19 protein-coding genes are annotated in these 22,365 nt (G+C 54.9%); 4 read left to right on the plus strand and 15 right to left on the minus strand.

Going from position 1 to position 22,365, the window contains the following annotated elements; genetic code table 11:
- Window position 1: 1 nt before the first annotated feature.
- The 15 genes from LH22_RS18340 to ilvI form a co-directional block, all read right to left on the minus strand.
- Complete coding sequence (locus tag LH22_RS18340; RefSeq protein ID WP_038649068.1) at window positions 2-922, minus strand: D-alanine--D-alanine ligase; 921 nt, start codon at window positions 920-922, stop codon at window positions 2-4.
- Window positions 915-2,390 carry a UDP-N-acetylmuramate--L-alanine ligase gene (gene murC, locus LH22_RS18345; protein WP_038649070.1) on the minus strand — a complete coding sequence of 492 codons (1,476 nt, stop codon included), beginning with the start codon at window positions 2,388-2,390 and terminating at the stop codon, window positions 915-917. Before murC ends, LH22_RS18340 begins: the two co-directional genes overlap by 8 nt.
- A gap of 69 nt (window positions 2,391-2,459) precedes the next feature.
- Window positions 2,460-3,518, minus strand: coding sequence for an undecaprenyldiphospho-muramoylpentapeptide beta-N-acetylglucosaminyltransferase (gene murG / locus LH22_RS18350; RefSeq protein WP_038649073.1), 1,059 nt, complete (start codon window positions 3,516-3,518; stop codon window positions 2,460-2,462).
- Window positions 3,515-4,729, minus strand: coding sequence for a cell division protein FtsW (gene ftsW, locus LH22_RS18355; protein ID WP_038649075.1), 1,215 nt, complete (start codon window positions 4,727-4,729; stop codon window positions 3,515-3,517). The genes murG and ftsW overlap by 4 nt, the downstream gene beginning before the upstream one ends.
- Window positions 4,729-6,045 carry a UDP-N-acetylmuramoyl-L-alanine--D-glutamate ligase gene (gene murD, locus LH22_RS18360; protein WP_038649076.1) on the minus strand — a complete coding sequence of 439 codons (1,317 nt, stop codon included), beginning with the start codon at window positions 6,043-6,045 and terminating at the stop codon, window positions 4,729-4,731. The genes ftsW and murD overlap by 1 nt, the downstream gene beginning before the upstream one ends.
- Window positions 6,046-6,047: 2 nt before the next feature.
- Entirely contained in the window at window positions 6,048-7,130 is a 1,083-nt protein-coding gene (gene mraY, locus LH22_RS18365) for a phospho-N-acetylmuramoyl-pentapeptide-transferase (protein WP_034829683.1), read from the minus strand.
- On the minus strand, window positions 7,124-8,485 hold the full coding sequence (gene murF, locus LH22_RS18370) for a UDP-N-acetylmuramoyl-tripeptide--D-alanyl-D-alanine ligase (protein ID WP_038649077.1): 1,362 nt from the start codon (window positions 8,483-8,485) through the stop codon (window positions 7,124-7,126). Before murF ends, mraY begins: the two co-directional genes overlap by 7 nt.
- On the minus strand, window positions 8,482-9,969 hold the full coding sequence (murE, locus tag LH22_RS18375) for a UDP-N-acetylmuramoyl-L-alanyl-D-glutamate--2,6-diaminopimelate ligase (protein WP_038649078.1): 1,488 nt from the start codon (window positions 9,967-9,969) through the stop codon (window positions 8,482-8,484). Before murE ends, murF begins: the two co-directional genes overlap by 4 nt.
- On the minus strand, window positions 9,956-11,722 hold the full coding sequence (locus LH22_RS18380; RefSeq protein ID WP_038649080.1) for a peptidoglycan glycosyltransferase FtsI: 1,767 nt from the start codon (window positions 11,720-11,722) through the stop codon (window positions 9,956-9,958). The genes murE and LH22_RS18380 overlap by 14 nt, the downstream gene beginning before the upstream one ends.
- Window positions 11,723-11,742: 20 nt before the next feature.
- Window positions 11,743-12,063, minus strand: coding sequence for a cell division protein FtsL (gene ftsL, locus LH22_RS18385; RefSeq protein WP_034825986.1), 321 nt, complete (start codon window positions 12,061-12,063; stop codon window positions 11,743-11,745).
- Window positions 12,060-13,001: a 16S rRNA (cytosine(1402)-N(4))-methyltransferase RsmH gene (gene rsmH, locus LH22_RS18390; protein WP_034825988.1), complete on the minus strand. Its 942-nt coding sequence runs from the start codon at window positions 12,999-13,001 to the stop codon at window positions 12,060-12,062. The genes ftsL and rsmH overlap by 4 nt, the downstream gene beginning before the upstream one ends.
- A gap of 2 nt (window positions 13,002-13,003) precedes the next feature.
- Complete coding sequence (mraZ, locus tag LH22_RS18395) at window positions 13,004-13,462, minus strand: division/cell wall cluster transcriptional repressor MraZ (RefSeq protein ID WP_038649082.1); 459 nt, start codon at window positions 13,460-13,462, stop codon at window positions 13,004-13,006.
- Window positions 13,463-13,955: 493 nt separating this feature from the next.
- Window positions 13,956-14,966: a catabolite repressor/activator gene (gene cra, locus LH22_RS18400; RefSeq protein WP_038649083.1), complete on the minus strand. Its 1,011-nt coding sequence runs from the start codon at window positions 14,964-14,966 to the stop codon at window positions 13,956-13,958.
- Between the two features lie 197 nt (window positions 14,967-15,163).
- Window positions 15,164-15,655: an acetolactate synthase small subunit gene (ilvN, locus tag LH22_RS18405; protein ID WP_034825997.1), complete on the minus strand. Its 492-nt coding sequence runs from the start codon at window positions 15,653-15,655 to the stop codon at window positions 15,164-15,166.
- 2 nt (window positions 15,656-15,657) lie between these two features.
- Window positions 15,658-17,382, minus strand: coding sequence for an acetolactate synthase 3 large subunit (gene ilvI, locus LH22_RS18410; RefSeq protein WP_034825999.1), 1,725 nt, complete (start codon window positions 17,380-17,382; stop codon window positions 15,658-15,660).
- Window positions 17,383-18,115: 733 nt separating this feature from the next.
- Here ilvI and leuL point away from each other — a divergent pair.
- The 4 genes from leuL (at window position 18,116) to leuC (ending at window position 22,365) form a co-directional block, all read left to right on the plus strand.
- The gene (gene leuL / locus LH22_RS21055) at window positions 18,116-18,199 is read left to right on the plus strand and encodes a leu operon leader peptide (protein WP_101749442.1); all 84 of its coding nucleotides are present in this window, start codon (window positions 18,116-18,118) and stop codon (window positions 18,197-18,199) included.
- Between the two features lie 98 nt (window positions 18,200-18,297).
- Window positions 18,298-19,860, plus strand: coding sequence for a 2-isopropylmalate synthase (gene leuA / locus LH22_RS18415; RefSeq protein ID WP_038649086.1), 1,563 nt, complete (start codon window positions 18,298-18,300; stop codon window positions 19,858-19,860).
- Window positions 19,861-19,862: 2 nt separating this feature from the next.
- Entirely contained in the window at window positions 19,863-20,954 is a 1,092-nt protein-coding gene (gene leuB, locus LH22_RS18420; protein ID WP_038649089.1) for a 3-isopropylmalate dehydrogenase, read from the plus strand.
- Window positions 20,955-20,958: 4 nt separating this feature from the next.
- Window positions 20,959-22,365 carry a 3-isopropylmalate dehydratase large subunit gene (leuC, locus tag LH22_RS18425; RefSeq protein ID WP_034826009.1) on the plus strand — a complete coding sequence of 469 codons (1,407 nt, stop codon included), beginning with the start codon at window positions 20,959-20,961 and terminating at the stop codon, window positions 22,363-22,365.

A 22,365-nucleotide genomic window follows, 5' to 3' on the forward strand; every position in this document is an offset into this window, starting at 1 on the left:
ATCAGTCAGCCAGTTCCAGAATACGCGCCACCAGCTGCGGGAAACTGTATCCTGCCTGCTTCGCGGCCATCGGCACCAGACTGTGGCTGGTCATGCCCGGTGAGGTATTCACTTCCAGCAACTGGAATTTACCCTCAGCATCCGTCATCACATCGACACGCCCCCAGCCGCTGCATCCCAGTGCACGCCAGGCTGCCCATACTAACGTCTTCAATTCTGCTTCCTGCTCTGCACTCAAACCGCTTGGGCAGAAGTATTCAGTATCGTCAGAAATGTATTTCGCTTCATAGTCATAGAACTCGCTGGCGGTTTTTATTCTGATAGAAGGCAGAATTTCATCACCCAGAATGCCAACGGTATATTCCGCACCGCTCAGGAAGGCCTCAATCAAGACATCATTGTCGTGGCGAAACGCTTCATCCAACGCAGCAGGCAGTGCTTCTAACGTGTTCACTCGGCTGATGCCGACACTTGAACCTTCACAGCTTGGTTTCACAAACAGCGGCAGGCCGAGCGCATCGATTGCAGCCTGGGTTTGTGCATCTAAACCCAATTCCCGCTGCTGGCGCGTTAACCAAACAAATTTTCCTGATGGCAGTCCCCGGCCCTGCCACAGCAATTTGCTACGCAGTTTATCCATGGTGATCGCCGAAGCCATCACGCCGCTGCCGGTATACGGCAACTGGAGGAACTCCAGTACCGCCTGCAGCGTGCCATCTTCACCGCCACGACCATGCAGGGCGATAAAGGTTTTTTCAAAACCCTGTGCTTTGAGGTCCAGCACAGACACATCACGGGTATCCACGCCGTGTGCATCAATGCCCATCTCACGCAATCCTGCCAACACGGCACTGCCCGACATTAGCGATACATCACGCTCTGCGGAGGTTCCCCCCATCAGGACGGCGACTTTCTCAGCCATGGCGCACCTCCGTTTTCGCAGCTGGCTGCAACTCAAGCTCAGCCAGTTTGCGGGCGATTTTGCCGATATTGCCGGCGCCCTGCACGATGACCAGATCGTCACCTGACAACAACGGGGCCAGCGCTTCCGGCAACGCATCGTGCTCAGAGACCAGAATCGGGTCAACCTTGCCACGATGGCGAATCGCGCGGCACAGTGAACGGCTATCCGCGCCTGGAATCGGCGCTTCACCGGCCGGATAAACATCCAGCATCAGTAATACATCAACCTGTGACAGCACGTTAGCGAAGTCATCGAACAGATCACGAGTTCGCGTGTAACGGTGCGGCTGGAACACCATCACCAGTTTCTTATTTGGCCAGCCGGCACGGGCGGCTTTGATGGTGACGTCGACTTCCGTTGGGTGATGACCGTAATCATCTACCAGCATCGCGCTGCCTGGATTGCCATTGACCGCTGCGGTATCAAATTCGCCCAGCACATCAAAGCGGCGTCCAGTGCCCTGGAAACTCTCCAGCGCGGCCAAAATCGCGTTATCTTCAATGCCTTCTTCCGTCGCCACTGCAACAGCGGCGGCTGCGTTTAAGGCATTGTGACGACCCGGCGCATTCAGGGTCACTTTCAGCACCGGCTTGTCCTGACGAATCAGGGTAAAGTGCCCCTGCGCGCCACGTTGTTCATAGTTTTCGATGCGCACATCGGCGTCATCGCTGAAGCCGTACGTGGTGACCTGACGGCCCACGCGTGGGATCAAATCGCGGATCACCACATCATCCACACACATCACAGCACGTCCATAGAACGGCAGGTTATGCAGGAAGTTAATGAACGTCTGCTTCAGGTTCTCGAAGTCGCCCTGATAGGTGTCCATATGGTCCGCTTCGATATTGGTGACAATCGCCACCATCGGCTGCAAATGCAGGAACGACGCGTCACTCTCATCCGCTTCCGCAATCAGGTAACGACTGGTGCCCAAACGCGCATGGGTGCCCGCCGCTTTCACCAGGCCGCCATTCACGAATGTCGGATCCAGTCCACCTTCGGCATAAATACTGGTGACCATCGCTGTGGTGGTGGTTTTGCCGTGCGTACCGGCAACCGCGATACCATGACGGAAGCGCATCAGCTCAGCCAGCATCTCTGCACGGCGGATCACCGGGATACGCTGCTCGCGGGCCGCGACCAGTTCCGGATTGTCCTGTGCCACCGCTGTCGACACCACCACCACGCTCGCATCCGTCACGTTTTCCGGGCGATGGTTGAAATAAATGGTCGCACCTAACGAGGCCAGATGCTGGGTCACCGGATTAGGCGCCAGATCCGAACCGCTGATGTGATAACCTTCGTTCGCCAACACCTCGGCAATACCGCCCATGCCAGCACCACCGATGCCGACAAAGTGAATGTGCCGGACGCGACGCATCTCGGGCACAATAGAACGCAGTTTTGCCAATTGTTGTGTATTCATCTGTCTCAATTACCTGTTGATCTCATGTGTACCTGCATTCAGGTACAGCCGGTCAAACCGACCTATTGATTACTTCGCGACGCGTGCCACTTCCTGTGCAACCCGATCGGTTGCATCAGGAATCGCAACCTGGCGCGCTTTCTCAGCCATCGCCAGCAGCGTTGTGCGATCCCAGTGGCGCAACGTGTCCGCTACTGCAGTCGCGGTAAATTGCGGCTGCTCGAAAATTTTGGCTGCGCCCGCTTGCTCCAGCGGCAACGCATTCCAGTACTGCTGGCGGTCTTTATGCTGAAACGGCACAAAGATCGCCGGTAAACCTGCGGCGGCGACTTCGCTCACCGTTAAGGCGCCCGAGCGACACACCACCACATCCGCCCAGGCATAGGCCTCCGCCATATCATCGATAAACTCGGTGACCTTGTGCTGTGGCTGTCCGGCATCGCGATAAGCCTGCTGCACCATCTCCAGCGCACCTTTGCCGCTTTGATGCCAAATCGTGATGGCATCACCCAGTTCCGCGGCCACCTGCGGCACCGTTTGATTCAATATGCGTGCGCCCTGGCTTCCGCCAACTACCAGCACACGAATCGCACCGCTGCGTCCACTCAGGCGTTCAGCTGGCAGCGGCAGGGCCAACACATCGGTACGCACGGGATTGCCAACCACATCGGCTTTCGGGAATGCACCCGGAAACGCCTGCATCACTTTGGTGGCAATTTTCGCCAGCCATTTGTTGGTCAGCCCGGCAATGCCGTTCTGCTCATGCAGCACCACCGGGATACCGCAACTCCAGGCGGCTAATCCACCCGGGCCGGAAACATATCCGCCCATACCGAGTACCACGTCCGGCTGCCAACGCTTCATAATGCGACGCGCCTGGCGCCATGCATTGAAAATACGTACGGGTGCCAGTAACTGTGCTTTGACACCTTTGCCGCGCAAACCACTGATGCGGATAAAATCGATCTCAATGCCATGCTTCGGCACCAAATCCGCTTCCATTCGGTCAGCGGTTCCGAGCCAGCGCACCTGCCAGCCCTGTTCGATCAGATGGTGTGCCACCGCCAGACCAGGGAACACGTGCCCACCGGTTCCACCGGCCATCACCATCAGCCGCTTACTACTCATCGAGCACCTCGGGTAAACGCCTGCGCTTTTGCCAGACGCGTTTCATAATCAATGCGCAATAAAAACACGATGGCGGTCGACATGATGATCAGACTTGAGCCACCGTAACTGATCAGCGGCAGTGTCAGACCTTTGGTCGGCAGCATGCCTGCGGCCGCACCGACGTTAACCAGCGCCTGGAAGCTAAACCACACGCCAATTGAGCAAGCGAGGAAGCCAGAAAAGCGCTGATCGATCTCCAGAGCACGGCGACCAATCGACATCGCGCGAAAAGCCACGAAGAATACCATTAACAGCGCCAAAACCACACCGACATAACCCAACTCTTCACCAATGATGGAGAAGATAAAGTCGGTATGCGCCTCGGGCAGATACTCAAGTTTTTGCACCGAGTTACCGAGACCCTGGCCCCAGAATTCGCCACGGCCAAAAGCCATCAGAGACTGAGTCAGCTGGTAGCCGCTGCCAAAGGGATCTTCCCATGGGTTCCAGAAAGAGGTCACACGGCGCATACGATAGGGTTCAGCGATGATCAGCAGCACCACGGCAAAAATACCGGAGCCGATGATCGCCAGGAACTGCCACATTTTGGCGCCCGCGAGGAACAACATCGCCAGCGTTGTGACGAACAGCACTACCACCGTACCAAGGTCCGGTTGCGCCAGTAGCAGAACGGCCAGCACCACCATCACACCCATCGGCTTACAGAAGCCCCAGAAGTTGTTACGCACTTCTTCTACTTTGCGCACCAGATAGCTGGCGAGATAGCAAAACAGGGACAGCTTGGATAATTCAGCCGGCTGAATACGCAATGGGCCCAAGGCAATCCAACGCGATGCACCGTTAACCGAGCTGCCCACCACCAAGACAATCAGCAGCATTGCCACAGACGCCATCAGCATCACGTTGCTGTAGCGCTGCCAGAAATCCATTGGCACGCGCAATGTCACCAGCGCCATACCTACCGCCAGGGCAATATAAAAAGCGTCGCGTTTAGCGAAGTAGAACGGGTCTTCGTTAAGACGCTGGCCGACCGGCATCGACGCTGAAGTCACCATCACAAAGCCGATAATCGCCAAACCAAAGGTCAGCCACAGCAGCGTGCGGTCATACAGCACCACTGGCGCATCATCATTTTCACGGCCACCCATCACCCAATCGCGTAAACGCACGGAGAGGAAGCTGGCAATACTGGCACCCGGAATGCGCATCAGCTCAGCTCCTTCGCCAGTTGCGCGAAAATATCACCGCGCTGTTCAAAATTACGGAACTGATCGAGGCTGGCGCAGGCCGGTGACAGCAGCACCATGTCGCCCGCCTTCGCCTGAGGGGCAATCTGCTCCATGGCTTGCTGCATCGTTTCTGTGCGCGTAGCGATCTCAGGGCGCAATGCAGCCAGCGCATCGCCGTCGCGGCCAAAGCAATAGAGACGTACGTTGTCGCCCTGCAAAAAGCGCGTCAGCGAACTGAAATCAGCAGATTTGCCATCGCCGCCCATCAGCAGCCATAAGGTGCCTTTCACCTGCAAACCATTGAGTGCCGCTTCAGTGCTGCCGACGTTGGTGGCTTTGGAGTCATTGATCCAGCGCACACCGTTCGCTTCATGCACCAGCTGAAAACGGTGCGCCAGGCCAGTGAAAGTGGTTAACGCTTTCAGACTGGAAGCGCGCGGGATATTCACCGCATCTGCCAGCGCCAGCGCCGCCAGTGCGTTGGTGTAGTTGTGCTGGCCCACCAGAGTCATTTCATCAGTATTGAGCACCCTTTCGCCCTGCGCCCGCAACCAGGTGCTGCCTTGCTGCTGGGTCAGGTGATAATCACCCAGATTAATGCCAAAACTGACACATCGTGCATCAACACCACGCACGGGCATGGTCATACCATCATCGGCATTGACCACACAGACGCGGGCGTTTTCATAAATGCGCAATTTCGCCGCACGATACTGCTGCATGCCCAACGGATAGCGATCCATATGATCTTCCGTCACGTTGAGAATGGTGGCAGCCGCTGCTTGCAGACTGTAGGTGGTTTCAAGTTGGAAGCTGGAAAGTTCCAGCACATACAACTGTGCCGGAGATTTCAGCAGGGTTAGCGCCGGTAAGCCGATGTTGCCACCCACGCCAACCTGCCAACCTGCTGCACGGGCCATTTCACCCACCAGCGTGGTGACAGTGCTTTTACCGTTCGAGCCGGTGATCGCGACAATCGGAGCCTGAGCTTCACGGCAGAACAGTTCGATATCACCGACGATTTCGATACCGGCATCCGCAGCTTCACTTAATGCAGGGTGCGCCAGCGCGATGCCTGGACTGGCAACGATCAAATCAGACGCCAGCAACCAGTCGCTGTTGATACCGCCCACATAGCGTTCAACCGCCTCAGGCAACTTGTCGAGGCCAGGCGGAGACACACGGGTATCCATCACGCGAGGCGTCACGCCCTGCGCGAGGAAGAAATCAACACAGGACAGGCCAGTGATGCCGAGTCCAATGATGACGACTTTTCTGCCCCGATAGTCAGCCATGATTAACGTACCTTCAGCGTTGCCAGGCCAATCAGCACCAGCATCAGTGAAATAATCCAGAAGCGCACAATGACGCGCGGCTCCGGCCAGCCCTTCAATTCATAGTGGTGGTGAATCGGCGCCATGCGGAAAATGCGTTGGCCGCGCAGCTTGAACGATCCCACCTGCAGGATCACCGACAGCGTTTCAACCACAAACACGCCGCCCATGATCACCAGCAAAAATTCCTGGCGCAGCAGCACGGCGATGGTACCTAACGCGCCACCCAGTGCCAGTGAACCCACATCGCCCATAAAGACCTGAGCCGGGTAGGTGTTGAACCACAGGAAGCCAAGACCTGCACCGACAATCGCGGTACAGACAATCACTAATTCACCGGCATGGCGCAGATAGGGAATATGCAGATACTCAGCAAACTTCACGTTACCGGTCGCCCATGCCACCAGCGCAAAACCTGCTGCCACGAACACGGTTGGCATAATCGCCAGGCCATCCAGACCATCAGTCAGGTTGACCGCATTACCGGTGCCGACAATCACAAAGTAAGCCAGCAGCACATAGAACAATCCAAGCTGCGGCATGATGTCTTTAAAGAACGGCACCACCAACTGTGTGGCCGGTGTACCTTTACCCGCAGCGTAAAGCGCAAAAGCCACGCCAAGGGAAATCACCGACATCCAGAAGTATTTCCAGCGGGCAATCAGGCCTTTGGTGTCTTTGCGCACCACTTTGCGATAGTCATCCACAAAACCGATGATGCCGAAACCAATCAGCACCGCCAGCACGCACCACACATAAGGGTTGGATGGATACGCCCACATCAACACCGATACGGTGATGGAAGTGAGGATCATGATGCCGCCCATGGTTGGCGTACCGCGCTTACTAAAGTGCGATTCAGGACCGTCGTTACGCACCACCTGGCCTATCTGCAGCTTCTGCAGCCAGGCGATCAGGCGCGGGCCCATCCAGAGTGACAGGAACAGGGCGGTCAGCAGGCTGACAATGGCGCGAAACGTCAAATACGAGAAGACGTTAAAGCCGGAATAAAGTGCGACCAAATGTTCGGCCAGCCAGACTAGCATGTTCCTTTCTCCTGTAAGCTCTCGACGACCTGCTCCATGGCGGCGCTACGTGAGCCTTTAACCAAAATAGTGATGTCCTGATGTTGGGACAGCAATGCGCGTAAACGTTCAGTCAGCTCGGCTTTGGTGGCAAAATGCTCGCCTTTGCCGCTACTTTCACCGATCAACCGACTCAAAGTGCCGGTACTCAGAACACAATCAATACCTGCTGCCCTGGCGGCTTCACCCACCTGCTGATGGCAAGCTTCCGCTTCATCGCCCAGTTCGGCCATATCACCGACGACCATCACGCGGAACCCCGGCATATCGCCCATTACCTGTGCGGCCGCCGTCATCGAGCCGACGTTGGCGTTGTAGCTGTCATCCAGCAGCAGTTGGTTATCTGCCAGGCGTATCGGGAACAGACGGCCCGCTACGGGCTGCAGTGTTTTCAAACCGGTTTGGATCGCGCTTAGCGGGGCATCAACAGACAGTGCCAGCGCAGCAGCAGCAAGTGCATTCGCGATGTTGTGGCGGCCTGGCAGCGGCAGCGCAACATCGATATCCCCGCGCGGCGTATGCAAAGTAAACAGCGTGGCATCAGCGCGCAGCACGATTTCACTGGCACGGAATTCTGCATCCGCCATCGGCTGGGGTGAGAAGCGCCACAGCGTTTTATCGACAAACTGCGACTGCCAGTTAGCGAGGTCGTTGCTGTCCGCATTGACGATGGCAGTGCCGTGTACCGGTAGCCCGCCAAAGATTTCACCTTTGGCTTTCGCCACACCGGCCAGTGAACCAAAGCCTTCCAGATGCGCTGCAGCCAGGTTATTTACCAACGCCGTTTCGGGACGCACTAAATCGGTGGTGTACGCGATTTCGCCCTGATGATTGGCACCGAGCTCAATCACCGCGAACTCGTGTTCTGGGGTCAGACGCAGCAACGTCATCGGCACGCCGAAGTCGTTGTTCAGGTTGCCTGCGGTATACAGGGTTTCACCACACTGACGCAAAATGGCAGCGGTCATCTCTTTGACGGAGGTTTTACCGGATGAACCGGTCAGGGCTACTACACGCGCCTTCGATTGCTGGCGCACCCAGGCGCCGAGCTGACCAAAGGCGATGCGCGTATCAGCGACCACCACTTGCGGCACATCTAAAGGCAAGTGCTTACTCACCAGCAGCGCTTTGGCACCCTTGGCAATAGCATCCTGAGCAAAGTCATGCGCATCAAAACGCTCACCGACCAGTGCGACAAACAAGCTGCCATCAGCAACTTTGCGCGTGTCGCTGGTCACATCATTCAGCGTCAAATCAGCACCGTGCAGTTGACCGCCGCTGATTTCAGCCAGTGTTTTCAAAGAAACCGGAATCATGCCATCACCCCCAGTAAACGGGCGACGGTGTCGCGATCGGAGTAATCCAGACGACGGTTACCAATGATTTGATAATCTTCATGGCCTTTACCCGCCACCAGCACGATGTCATCAGCATTGGCCTGCATCACAGCGTTAGTGACCGCTTGCGCACGTCCTGCGACCACGCGGGCACGACCGGGATCGAGCAAGCCAGTCAGAATGTCATTCACAATCGCGGTCGGCTCTTCGCTGCGCGGATTGTCATCAGTGATCACCACGATGTCAGAAAACTGTTCAGCTATCGCGCCCATCAGTGGACGTTTGCCTTTGTCGCGATCGCCGCCACAGCCGAATACGCACCACAGCTTGCCTTTGCAGTGCAAGCGCGCGGCTTCCAGCGCTTTTTCCAGCGCATCAGGGGTGTGGGCATAATCCACCACCACTGTGGGTTTTTCTGGTGCCGTGAACACTTCCATACGGCCACATACCGGTTGCAGCTGTGCAGCGCTTGATACCAATGCCTCCAGCGGATAATCGAGCGTCAGCAAGGTGGCCAGTGCCAGCAGCAGATTGCTGACATTGAATGCGCCCATCAAACGGCTATCAAATTCACCGTCACCCCAGCTGGAGCTGAACTGGATGTGCGCACCGCCATCGTGATAATTCACCGCTGTGGCTTTCAGCCAGCGCCCACGACAGCCAGGCTGCAAGTTGTCATCCATGGTGACGGCAACGGCATCTGGCAGTTTTTCCAGCCAGCGGCGTCCGACCACGTCATCGGCGTTGATAATGGCTTCGCCAACCTGATGCTCAGAGAACAGCAGCCATTTGGCGGCTTCGTAGCCCTGCATATCACCGTGATAATCCAGGTGATCGCGGCTCAGATTGGTGAACACGGCAGCCGCGAAAGGCAATGCCGCCACGCGATGCTGCACCAGGCCGTGAGAAGAGACTTCCATCGCGGCCAGCGTGGCACCCTGCTCCACCAGATCATTCAATACATGTTGTACATCCACTGCGGAACCGGTGGTGTTTTCGGTGGCCACCAGTTGGCCATATAAGCCATTACCCACGGTGCCCATCACGGCACCGGTTTCACCCAGCAGATTGGCCCACTGCGCCATCAGCTGCGTGGTGGTGGTTTTTCCGTTGGTGCCGGTCACACCGATTAATTTGAGTTTTTCAGCAGGCTGCTTATAAAAGCGCCCGGCCAGTGCAGAGAGACGCTGCTGCAACTGCGCCAGGTAGATAACCGGGACGCCGTGCATCTCGCGGATATCTCCATCGCTGGCTTCGCCTTCGGCTTCGGCAATCACTGCCGCTACGCCCTGAGCAATAGCCTGCGGAATAAAACGACGTCCATCAGCATGATGGCCCGCCACGGCGATAAACAGATCGCCAGCAGCCGCAGCGCGGCTATCCAGTGTCATGTCACGGAGTGGACGCGCCGGCGCGCCCGGCACCCACGGGGCCAGTAAATCGCGCAGGTTACGATCGGTCACTTGGTTCCTCACTTCTGTTCTTCACCAACTCGTCTTTATCAATTGTCGGCAGCGCATCCGGTTCAATATTCATGGTGCGTAATACACCGCCCATGATGGCGCCAAACACCGGTGCAGAAACCGCACCACCATAATATTTGCCGGCCTGAGGATCGTTGATCACCACCACCAGCGCAAAACGAGGGCGACTGGCAGGCGCAACGCCTGCCGTGTAAGCAATGTATTTATTGACGTAGCGTCCGTCCGGTCCCACTTTTTTCGCAGTACCGGTTTTAATCGCGATGCGATAGCCCTTGATGGCGGCTTTGACCCCACCACCGCCAGGCAACGCCACGCTCTCCATCATGTGCATCACCGTTTTCACCAGGTCTTCCTGGAAAACGCGTTCACCCGCCACTGGCGGGTCAACTTTGGTGATCGACAGCGGGCGATTGATGCCGTAGCTGCCAATAGTTGCGTAGACTCGCGCTAACTGTAACGGCGTTACCATTAGCCCGTAGCCGAAAGAGAAGGTGGCCCTCTCTATGTCAGACCACCGTTGTTTTTGAGGGTATAAGCCACTACTTTCCCCGACCAGCCCCAAATTGGTCGGTTTACCCAGTCCAAAGCGCGCGTAAGTGTCTACAAGTGCTGAGGAGGGCATCGCTAACGCCAAACGTGAAACCCCGACGTTACTCGACTTCTGTAAAACCCCGGTAAGGGTCAATTCGTTGTAGCGCGCCACGTCCTTGATCTCATGACCATTGACGCGGTACGGCACGGTATTCAGTACGCTGTTCTCTTTCACCACACCACGCTGCAGCGCGGTCATCACCACCATCGGTTTCACGGTGGAGCCGGGCTCGAAGATGTCGGTAATGGCACGGTTGCGCATCACATCTTTCGGCGTGTTGGAGAGATTGTTCGGGTTGTAAGCTGGGCTGTTTGCCATCGCCAGCACTTCGCCGGTGTTCACATCCACCAGAACGGCAGTGCCTGACTCCGCCTTGTTGAAGGCTACGGCATTGTTCAATTCGCGGTAAACCAACGCCTGCAAACGCTCGTCGATACTGAGCGTCAGGTTGTGCGCCGCGCGGCTGTCCACGGAGGAGATATCTTCGATCACGCGACCATAGCGATCTTTACGCACCGTACGCTCGCCTGGCGCACCGGTCAGCCACTTGTCGAAGCTCTTTTCGATGCCCTCAATGCCCTGGCCATCAATGTTGGTAAAGCCGATCAGATGCGCAGTGACCTGACCCGCTGGATAGTAGCGGCGCGACTCTTCACGCAGATAAATGCCGGGTAACTTGAGCTTTTTGACGTACTCGCCAATGGCCGGATTCACCTGGCGCGCCAGATAGATAAAGCGCCCTTTGGGATTGGCATTCACGCGCGCGGCGAGTTGATCGAGTGGGATAGATAAGGCATCTGAGAGGGCTTTCCAGCGGCTGTCGAGTGACACACCGCCATGTTCCATCAGTTCTTTAGGGTCAGCCCAGATGGCATTCACCGGTACACTGACAGCCAATGGACGGCCAGCTCGGTCGCTGATCATGCCACGTGCAGTAGGAACAGATTGCACCCGCAGCGAACGCAAATCCCCTTCTTTCACCAGTTTATCCGGGCTGATGACCTGTAACCACGCCACGCGTGACAGCAATCCACCCAAAGCCAGTAAAATACAGCCGCACAGCAACGCAAAACGCCAGCTTATAAAGCTGGCCTTATCTTCCTGTTTTTTTAACTTCAGCGTTTTGCCTGCGCCGCTCATTGAGGTCTGCGATTCCTTATTTATCTCTGCACCACGATATTTTCCTGTGAAGGATCAACATGCTGCATCTGCAGCTTATCGGTTGCTATTCGCTCAACCCGGCTATGATCGCCGAGCGCATTCTCTTCCAAAATCAGGTTACGCCACTCGATATCGAGCGCATCACGTTCTAAAACCAACTGTTCGCGCTGCGCCGTTAACAGGCGCGTTTTGTGTGTGGTGGTGACCACTAACACCGAGGACACAAGCACCGCAATCAGTAGCAACACCGGGATCTTGCCGAATCGCAGCAGGTCACCGCCGATGACGCCAGGCAGGCTGTGTCGCTCGTTGCCAATCATGTCGCGGTCCTCTCAGCAATTCGCAGTACCGAACTGCGCGCGCGTGGGTTCTCGTTAACTTCCGCTTCGCCCGGAATCAGCTTGCCTAAGGTTTTCAACTCACGTCCGCCCAGCGCTTTAAGCTGGCTTTCGGTCATTGGAATACCCGCTGGAACTTGCGGGCCACGGCTTTGATCGCGCATAAAGCGTTTGACCAATCGATCTTCCAGCGAGTGGAAGCTGATAACCGATAAACGACCGCCAGGTGCCAGCACCGACATTGCCCCTTTCAGCGCGGTGTCGATCTCTTCCAGTTCGCTGTTGATCCAGATACGAATCGCCTGGAAGGTGCGCGTGGCCGGATGCTTAAACTTGTCTTTCACTGGCATCGCAGCAGCGATCACAGTGGCTAATTCCTTGGTGCGCGTCATTGGCTGTTCACGATTGCGCTCGACGATGGCGCGTGCGATACGTTTACCAAACTTCTCTTCACCGTAGGTCTTGATGACGAAGGCGATATCGGCTTCCTCGGCGTTCATCAGCCACTCGGCCGCAGACTGGCCCCGTGTCGGGTCCATACGCATATCCAGTGGCCCATCACGCATAAACGAGAAACCGCGCTCTGCGTCATCCAACTGCGGTGATGACACGCCAAGATCGAGCAATACGCCATCGATCTTGCCGGTGAGACCACGCGCTTCGACATACTCTGCCAGCGCCGAAAAGGGTCCGTGCACAATCGAAAAACGTGGATCCTGAATTTCAGCTGCGGCGGCTATGGCTTGCGGATCGCGATCGATCGCCAGTAACTGCCCCTTCTCGCCCAGTTGCGAAAGGATCAGACGTGAATGACCGCCGCGCCCAAAAGTGCCGTCAATGTAAATGCCGTCTTCCCTGATATTGAGGCCGTTAACCGCCTCATCCAGCAGCACTGTGGTGTGTTTAAAATTATCCTGCATAGCTATAGCGACAAGTCCTGCAACCGCTCAGATAAAGGCTCCTGAGCCGACTGTTCTGCGTCAATATCGTCCTTAACTTGTTGATACCAGGTCTGTTCATCCCACAGCTCAAACTTATTGAACTGTCCAACCAGCATCACTTCTTTGGTCAGGCTCGCATGTTGCCGTAGCGTATTCGCCAGCAACAAACGACCTGCATTATCCATCTGGCATTCACTGGCATGTCCTAACAGCAGTCGCTGCACGCGACGTTCATTCGGATTCATGCTGGATAAGCGCGCCAGTTTTTTCTCGATGATTTCCCATTCGGGCAGGGTATAAAGCAACAGACATGGCTGGTGGAGGTCAATGGTGCACACCATTTGCCCCTGAGACTCCGCGACAAGCAATTCACGATAGCGTGTTGGTACCGCCAATCGGCCTTTGCCGTCGAGATTGACTAACGTTGCTCCTCGGAACATGTCAGTCCTACCCCCCAATCACCCGTTTTCACCACTTTATCCCACTTTTTACCACGAAACGAGTTTACGGAGCCTATGAAATCCTTGTCAAGCCGCAACGACAAGTGAATATCACTCTTTACAAGGGTGAGAATTATTTAATGGAGGGCAATTAAGGGGAATGATTGGCAAAATAAGAAATTAACCTGATGAATAATGGAATAAAAATTTTCACGATTTGAAAAATGGCGAAAAATAAAGCGTTTTAATCGCAAAAGATAATTATCCCGGGATATGCGACAGCGGCTGCATTTTAGGGGATTTCTGAAAGGAAGCCCAGCACCATCGCGCCAGCTCTGCTACGCGTCACTGCTGAAGATGTAAACAAATAAGAAAATTCAGCACAGTTAATTCGTTAGGGAAAGTGGTGACTATTTACGCTTTTTTACCCCAGTCCTATGGCAGAAAAATATCTGGATGATTAATAAGTGCGGGCAGCGATCTGCCCGCGATTTCATTTCATACGTCGGCTTAATTGACCACGGCGGAATAAATTGCGGCGAATACGGGTTAATCCCGGCTTCGGTTTACGCGGTTCATCCAGCGAGGCCAAAACTAATTCCAGCACGCGCTCGGCGACATCGCGATGACGCTGCCCCACCGCCAGTACCGGGCACTCTAAAAAGTCCAGTAATTCGTGGTCGCCAAAGGTGGCGATAGCCAGATCAGTGGGCAGGCGGCCATCACGCTTCAGGGTGATATCCATCACGCCCTGAAGCAGACCGAATGAAGTGGTAAACAACGCATCCGGCATCGGATGATCTTCGAGGTATTTCTCGAACAGTGAGGCAGCCGCAGCGCGATCAAAGCTGTTGCAGTAGAGGTAATCCACCGTACGTTCATCGTCTTTCCACGCATCGCGGAAGCCCATTTCACGCAGGAAACTGACTGAAAGCTCAGGCAAGGCCCCAAGGAACAGCACGTTTTTCACCGGAAGCTGACGCAATTCAGCCGCCAGTGCATGCGCATCGTCCTGATCGGCACCGACCACACTGGTGAAGTGTTCACGATCCAGCGCGCGGTCCAACGCGATAATCGGCAGCGGATCGTTGATCCAGCGCTGATAAAACGGGTGTTCTGGCGGCAGAGAGGTCGAAACGATGATCGCATCCACCTGGCGCTGTAGCAGATGTTCAATACAGCGCATTTCATTGTCAGGCTGATCTTCCGAGCAGGCAATCAGCAGCTGATAGCCACGTTGACGAGCCTGGCGCTCCAGATAATTGGCAATGCGCGTGTAACTGGTGTTCTCAAGATCCGGGATCACCAGACCAATTGAACGCGTACGCCCGGCGCGCAGGCCTGCCGCAACAGCATTGGGGTGATAATTATGTTCACGCACCACCGCCATCACTTTTTCGACGGTTTTGTCGCTGACACGATACTGCCGCGCTTTGCCATTAATAACGTAGCTGGCCGTGGTGCGCGACACGCCCGCCAGGCGCGCAATTTCATCCAGTTTCACGATGACACCTTAATTCTGTTAAGCCAGGGCTGGGCAAATGTCCGCAGAGTAGCTATGGGTAAAACATTTGTAACATCTAACCGCAGAACACTACGCTGAGCAACCGCTTTTATCGGGCAGCACTCACAAGCGCATTAAATAAAAAAACCCGGCATTACGCCGGGTTAGCTTTGAAGCAGGATGATAACTCTGCGGAATTAACGCATCACACGATCGCCACGTGACACGCCCACAATCCCTGATCTCGCCACTTCAACGATCTCAGCAACATCGCGCACCGTGTTAAGGAAGGCGTCGAGTTTATCGCTGGTGCCTGCCAGCTGAACCGTGTACAGCGTTGGCGTCACATCGATAATCTGGCCACGGAAAATTTCCGCGCTGCGCTTCACTTCTTCACGGCCATACCCGCTTGCCTGAATCTTCACCAGCATGATTTCACGTTCAACGTAAGCACCCTGCCCTAACTCGCTGACACGTAACACGTCCACCAGCTTGTGCAGTTGCTTTTCAATCTGCTCCAGCACTTTTTCATCGCCGACCGTCTGAATGGTCATGCGTGACAGCGTGGGATCGTCGGTTGGCGCAACGGTCAGGCTTTCGATGTTGTAGCCGCGCTGTGAGAACAAGCCCACCACGCGAGACAATGCGCCGGATTCATTTTCCAGCAATACCGATAACACACGACGCATAATTAAGTCCTCTCCGTTTTGCTCAGCCACATCTCATCCATCGAACCACCGCGAATCTGCATCGGGTAAACGTGCTCGCTGCCGTCGATATTCACATCAACAAACACCAGACGCCCTTTCGCCAGGGTATCCAATGCCAGCTGCAGCTTCTCTTCTAGCTCAGCGGGGTGCGCGATGGAAATACCCACGTGTCCGTAGGCTTCGGCTAAACGCACAAAGTCAGGCAGAGATTGCATGTAGGATTGCGAGTGGCGGCCGGAATAAATCATATCCTGCCACTGTTTCACCATACCGAGGAAACCGTTGTTGAGGTTCAGTACCAGCACAGGCAAATCGTACTGCAGCGCAGTCGACAGTTCCTGGATGTTCATCTGAATACTGCCATCACCGGTCACGCAGATGACGGTTTCATCCGGCAGCGCCATTTTCACGCCCAGTGCAGCCGGTAAGCCGAAGCCCATGGTGCCAAGGCCACCGGAGTTGATCCAGCGACGCGGCTTATCAAACTGATAATAGAGCGCGGCGAACATCTGATGCTGACCGACGTCAGAGGTAACGTACGCATCCCCCTTAGTCAGACGCCAAATGGTTTCGATAACCGCTTGCGGTTTGATCTTGTCGCTGGTGCGATCAAATTCCAGACACTTACGGCTACGCCAGCCATCAATGGTCTGCCACCAGTCGCGCAGGCTATCCAGCTCTTGCTTCGCATCGCTTTGCGCCAGCAGTTCCAGCATCTGCGACAGCGTCTGCTTCGCATCACCCACAATGGGGATATCGGCGCTGACGGTTTTGGAAATCGAGGTCGGATCGACGTCGATATGCATGATGGTGGCGTTCGGGCAATATTTAGCCAGGTTGTTAGTGGTACGATCATCGAAGCGCACACCAATGCCGAAAATCAAATCGGCATTGTGCATGGTCATGTTGGCTTCGTAAGTACCGTGCATGCCCAGCATGCCTACACTCTGGCGATGCGTGCCAGGGAACACGCCGAGGCCCATCAGTGACATGGTGACCGGAATATTCAGCTGTTCAGCTAACTGCAGCAGCTCCGCCTCACAGCCTGACATAATCGCACCGCCACCGGCATAAATCACCGGCTTATGCGCGGCCAGCAGCGTTTGCAGTGCACGCTTAATCTGTCCTTTATGCCCCTGAATCGTCGGGTTATAAGAGCGCATGCTGACCGACTCAGGATAGACGTACGGCAGTTTGTTCGCTGGATTAAGAATGTCTTTTGGCAGGTCGATCACCACCGGGCCTGGGCGGCCGCTTGCTGCCAGCCAGAAGGCTTTTTTCAGCACGGTTGGGATCTCTTCGGCGTTTTTCACCAGGAAGCTGTGTTTGACCACCGGACGGGAAATCCCGACCATGTCGCACTCCTGGAACGCATCGTAGCCGATCAGTGAAGACGGCACCTGACCCGACAGAATCACCATCGGAATCGAATCCATGTAGGCCGTCGCAATACCGGTAATGGCATTGGTTGCGCCTGGACCTGAGGTGACCAGCACCACGCCGACTTCGCCGGTCGCGCGTGCCAGACCATCAGCCATATGCACTGCGCCTTGCTCGTGACGCACTAATACGTGGTCAATACCACCGACCGTTTGCAGCGCATCGTAAATGTCGAGCACTGCTCCGCCCGGATAGCCGAATACCTGCTTAACGCCCTGATCGATTAACGAACGGACGACCATTTCGGCTCCTGACAACATCTCCATTTTCTGCCTCCAGGCTTGAGGAACCGGATCCCGTGACGCGCATTGCCCCTGCGCCACTGGCACCCAGCCCCGTATTCGCCAGTTAAGATCAAAACCTTATGTTTATGCTCAGATGACAGAATTCATTTCTGCCTTCCAGGTACAGGGAATCTACTTGAGTTGATTCTTTTAAGAGTAGGTCGATTACCATAACCGCAGAAAACCCGGCCTGCAAACGACAGGACGCTGCGACAGGCTTATTTCGGCACAAAAGGCACTGACACGTGATAATCGCTCGCGAGGATTAAACTAATGCCATCCCACAACCACAGATGAAAATGCTGGTTTCATGATTATTTGCAGCGTGTTCTAAGAAATATGATTTTCATATTGCCTGGCCGGTTAGCCCACAATTTTTCCTGAATATTACTTTCTGGCGTGATTAACTTTAAAATCCGCTTCTTGCATGACATTGTGCTAAGCAACCCGCCAAATCTTGTTTTTATGATTGTACCGAAAACCCAGATAAACCCATTAAATTCAATGCATTAAAATTAATTCACTTTTATAAAAAATTTTTTAGGCTGTTTAAGCCATTATGCATGCCGCTAATTAATGCCAAAGCTCTGTATAGCGGGATATTCGCAGCAGATCACCCTTAACCTACAAAAGAAATACCCTTTCACTTAGGGTTGACTTCCCGCAGCAATCCCAGTATCAATATGTGCAGCACAAAATTTACGAGGTTTGATTCATGTTTCATTCTTTCCGCCTACTCGGTCTACTACTAAACGCATTCAGTTTGCGCGGTAGACTTGTGGGTGGAATCAATCACTGATTCGAACCTGAAGAAGTTTAAAGAACCCGCGCCGATGCGCGGGTTTTTTTATGCTCGTTACACCGGCGAAGTTGAGTTAAAGCAAAAGGAAGATGACCATGAGCCAGCAAGTTATTATTTTCGATACCACTCTGCGCGACGGCGAGCAGGCATTACAGGCCAGCCTGAGTGTTAAAGAAAAACTGCAGATCGCCCTGGCGCTGGAGCGTATGGGCGTGGATGTAATGGAAGTCGGTTTCCCTATCTCTTCGCCTGGCGATTTCGAATCGGTGCAGACCATCGCGCGCTCGGTGAAAAACAGCCGCGTTGCCGCCCTGGCTCGCTGCGTGGATAAGGATATTGATGCCGCCTACGAGGCCTTGCGTGTGGCTGAAGCATTCCGCATTCATACTTTCCTCGCCACTTCGCCAATGCATATCGCCACCAAATTGCGCAGTACGTTGCCTGATGTGATTGACCGCGCGGTAGCCTCGATTAAACGTGCCCGCAACTACACCGATGACGTTGAGTTCTCTTGCGAAGACGGCGGTCGTACACCGATTGACGATCTGTGCCGCGTGGTAGAAGCCGCGATTAACGCCGGCGCGACCACCATCAACATCCCGGATACGGTCGGCTACACCTTACCGCACGAGTACGCCAACATCTTCAGCCAGCTGCGCGAACGCGTACCGAACATCGATAAAGCCATTTTGTCCGTTCACACCCATGATGATTTAGGCATGGCAACCGGCAATGCCGTAGCAGCGGTGTTAGCGGGTGCACGTCAGGTTGAAGGCACCATCAATGGCCTGGGTGAACGTGCCGGTAACTGTGCGCTGGAAGAAGTGATCATGACGATTAAAACCCGTCAGCAGATCATGAATCTGCACACCAATATTCATCATCAGGAAATCTACCGCACCAGCCAGTTGATCAGCCAAATCTGCAACATGCCGATTCCGGCCAACAAAGCGATCGTCGGCACCGGTGCTTTCGCCCACTCTTCCGGTATCCATCAGGATGGCGTGTTGAAGAACCGCGAGAACTACGAAATCCTGACTCCGGAATCCATCGGCCTGCATAAAATCCAGTTAAACCTGACCTCACGTTCAGGCCGCGCTGCGGTAAAACATCGCATGGAAGAGATGGGCTACAAAGACTCCGACTACAACGTTGATGCTTTGTACGATGCCTTCCTGAAACTGGCCGATAAGAAAGGCCAGGTATTTGATTACGACCTGGAAGCGCTGGCCTTCATCAACAAACAGAATGAAGAGCCAGAGTATTTCCAACTGAACGAATTCAATGTGCAGACCGGTTCCAGCGTGACTGCTACCGCGTCTGTGCAGTTGGGCTGTGGCGAAGAGACCAAAGCCGATGCCGCGACCGGTAACGGCCCGGTGGATGCCGTGTATCAGGCCATCAATCGCATCACCGGCTTTGAAGCCGAGCTGGTGAACTACAAGTTGACGGCGAAAGGCCACGGCGAGAACGCGCTGGGTCAGGTTGATATCGTGGTGAACTACAACGGTCGTAAATTCCATGGCGTTGGCCTGGCGACCGATATCGTCGAATCTTCTGCCAAGGCTATGGTGAACGCCCTGAACAACATCTGGCGCGCCAAACAGGTAGAAAAAGAATTGCAGCGTAAATTTAAAGATCAGAAGGAAACGGTGTAACTATGACTCAGTCTTATCATATTGCGGTAATGCCAGGCGACGGAATCGGCCCGGAAGTGATGGCGCAGGCCATCAAAGTTCTCGATGCGATTCGCGCACGCTTCGACATGCGTATCACCACCAGCGAATATGATGTTGGCGGTATCGCCATCGATCGTCACGGTGAACCGCTGCCGCCTGCTACTGTGGCCGGTGCTGAGCAAGCCAATGCGATTCTGTTCGGCTCTGTTGGTGGTCCAAAATGGGAACACCTGCCGCCGGCGGGTCAGCCAGAGCGTGGCGCACTGTTGCCACTGCGTAAACACTTTAAGCTGTTCAGCAATCTGCGCCCCGCTTCCTTATATAAAGGTCTGGAAGCGTTTTGCCCACTGCGCAGTGACATCGCCGCACGCGGTTTCGACATCCTGTGCGTGCGTGAATTAACCGGCGGTATCTATTTCGGTCAGCCAAAAGGTCGTGAAGGTAGCGGTCCGCATGAGCGTGCATTTGATACCGAGGTGTATCATCGTTTCGAGATCGAGCGTATTGCGCGCAACGCCTTTGAAGCCGCACGCAAGCGTCGTAACAAAGTGACGTCAGTGGATAAAGCTAACGTGCTGGCAACCTCTGTGATGTGGCGTGAGATCGTCAACGAAGTGGCAAAAGATTATCCGGATGTGCAGCTGAGCCACATGTACATCGATAACGCCACCATGCAGCTGATTAAAGATCCATCACAGTTTGACGTGCTGCTCTGTTCTAACCTGTTCGGTGACATCCTGTCAGACGAATGTGCAATGATCACCGGTTCCATGGGCATGCTGCCTTCTGCCAGCATGAACGAAGAAGGTTTCGGTTTGTATGAGCCTGCGGGTGGTTCTGCGCCAGATATCGCCGGTCAGAACATTGCCAACCCGATTGCACAGATTCTCTCGTTGTCTCTGCTGTTGCGCTTTAGCCTGAATGCAGGTGAAGCCGCAGACAGTATCGAGCGTGCGGTCAGCCGTGCGCTGGAAGCGGGCCATCGTACCCGCGATTTAGCCGGTAACGGCCCAGCTGTGAGCACAGATGAAATGGGCAGCATCATTGCCGGTTTTATCGCTGAGGAAAAATAATAAAATGAAAAGCTTATACCAGAAGTTATTTGATGCACATGTCGTCCACGAAGCACCTAATGAAACCCCGTTATTGTACATCGATCGCCATCTGATCCATGAAGTGACGTCACCGCAGGCCTTCGATGGCCTGCGCGCGCACGGCCGCAAAGTGCGCCAGCCGTCGAAGACGTTCGCCACCATGGACCACAACGTTTCTACCCAGACCAAAGACATTAACGCGTCGGGTGAGATGGCGCGTATTCAGATGCAGGAGCTGATCAAGAACTGTGCTGAGTTCGGCATTCAGCTGTATGACCTGAATCACCCGTTCCAGGGCATCGTGCACGTTATCGGACCTGAACAAGGGATGACACTGCCGGGCATGACCATCGTCTGCGGCGATTCCCATACCGCAACCCACGGCGCATTCGGCTCGCTGGCATTCGGTATCGGTACCTCCGAAGTTGAACACGTGTTTGCCACCCAGACCCTGAAGCAGGGCCGTGCCAAAACCATGAAGATTGAAGTGCTGGGTGAAGCGGCACCAGGCATTACGGCCAAAGATATCGTGTTGGCGATTATCGGTAAAACCGGCAGCGCCGGCGGTACCGGTCACGTTGTCGAATTCTGTGGCCCAGCGATTGAAGCGCTGAGCATGGAAGGCCGTATGACGCTGTGTAACATGGCGATTGAAATGGGTGCGAAAGCGGGTCTGGTCGCACCGGATGACACCACTTTCGCTTACCTGAAAGACAAACAGTTCGCACCGAAAGGCGAGCAGTGGGATGAAGCCGTCGCTTACTGGCGTACGATGAAGTCCGACAGCGATGCCAAATTTGACACCATTGTCACTTTGAACGCGGCCGATATTGCTCCGCAGGTGACCTGGGGCACCAACCCAGGCCAGGTGATGGCGGTTGATCAGGCGATCCCAAATCCTCAGTCCTTTGCCGATCCGGTTGAGCGTGCTTCTGCCGAGAAAGCCTTGGCGTACATGGATTTACAGCCGGGTATCAAACTGACTGAAGTCGCTATCGACAAAGTCTTTATCGGCTCCTGCACCAACTCACGAATTGAAGATTTGCGCGCAGCGGCAGCCATCGCTAAAGGCCGTAAAGTCGCACCTGGCGTTGTTGCCATGGTCGTCCCTGGCTCAGGCCCAGTGAAGGCACAAGCCGAAGCCGAAGGTCTGGACAAAATCTTCCTGGAAGCGGGTTTTGAATGGCGTCTGCCGGGTTGCTCCATGTGTCTGGCGATGAACAATGACCGTCTGAACCCAGGCGAGCGTTGTGCCTCCACCAGTAACCGTAACTTTGAAGGTCGTCAGGGCCGTGGCGGTCGCACTCACTTAGTGAGCCCGGCGATGGCTGCAGCGGCAGCAGTAACCGGTCGTTTTGCCGACATTCGTGAATTGACTCAGGGAGCTTAA

Source organism: Pantoea rwandensis (assembly GCF_000759475.1).
Taxonomy (GTDB): Bacteria; Pseudomonadota; Gammaproteobacteria; order Enterobacterales; family Enterobacteriaceae; genus Pantoea; species Pantoea rwandensis_B.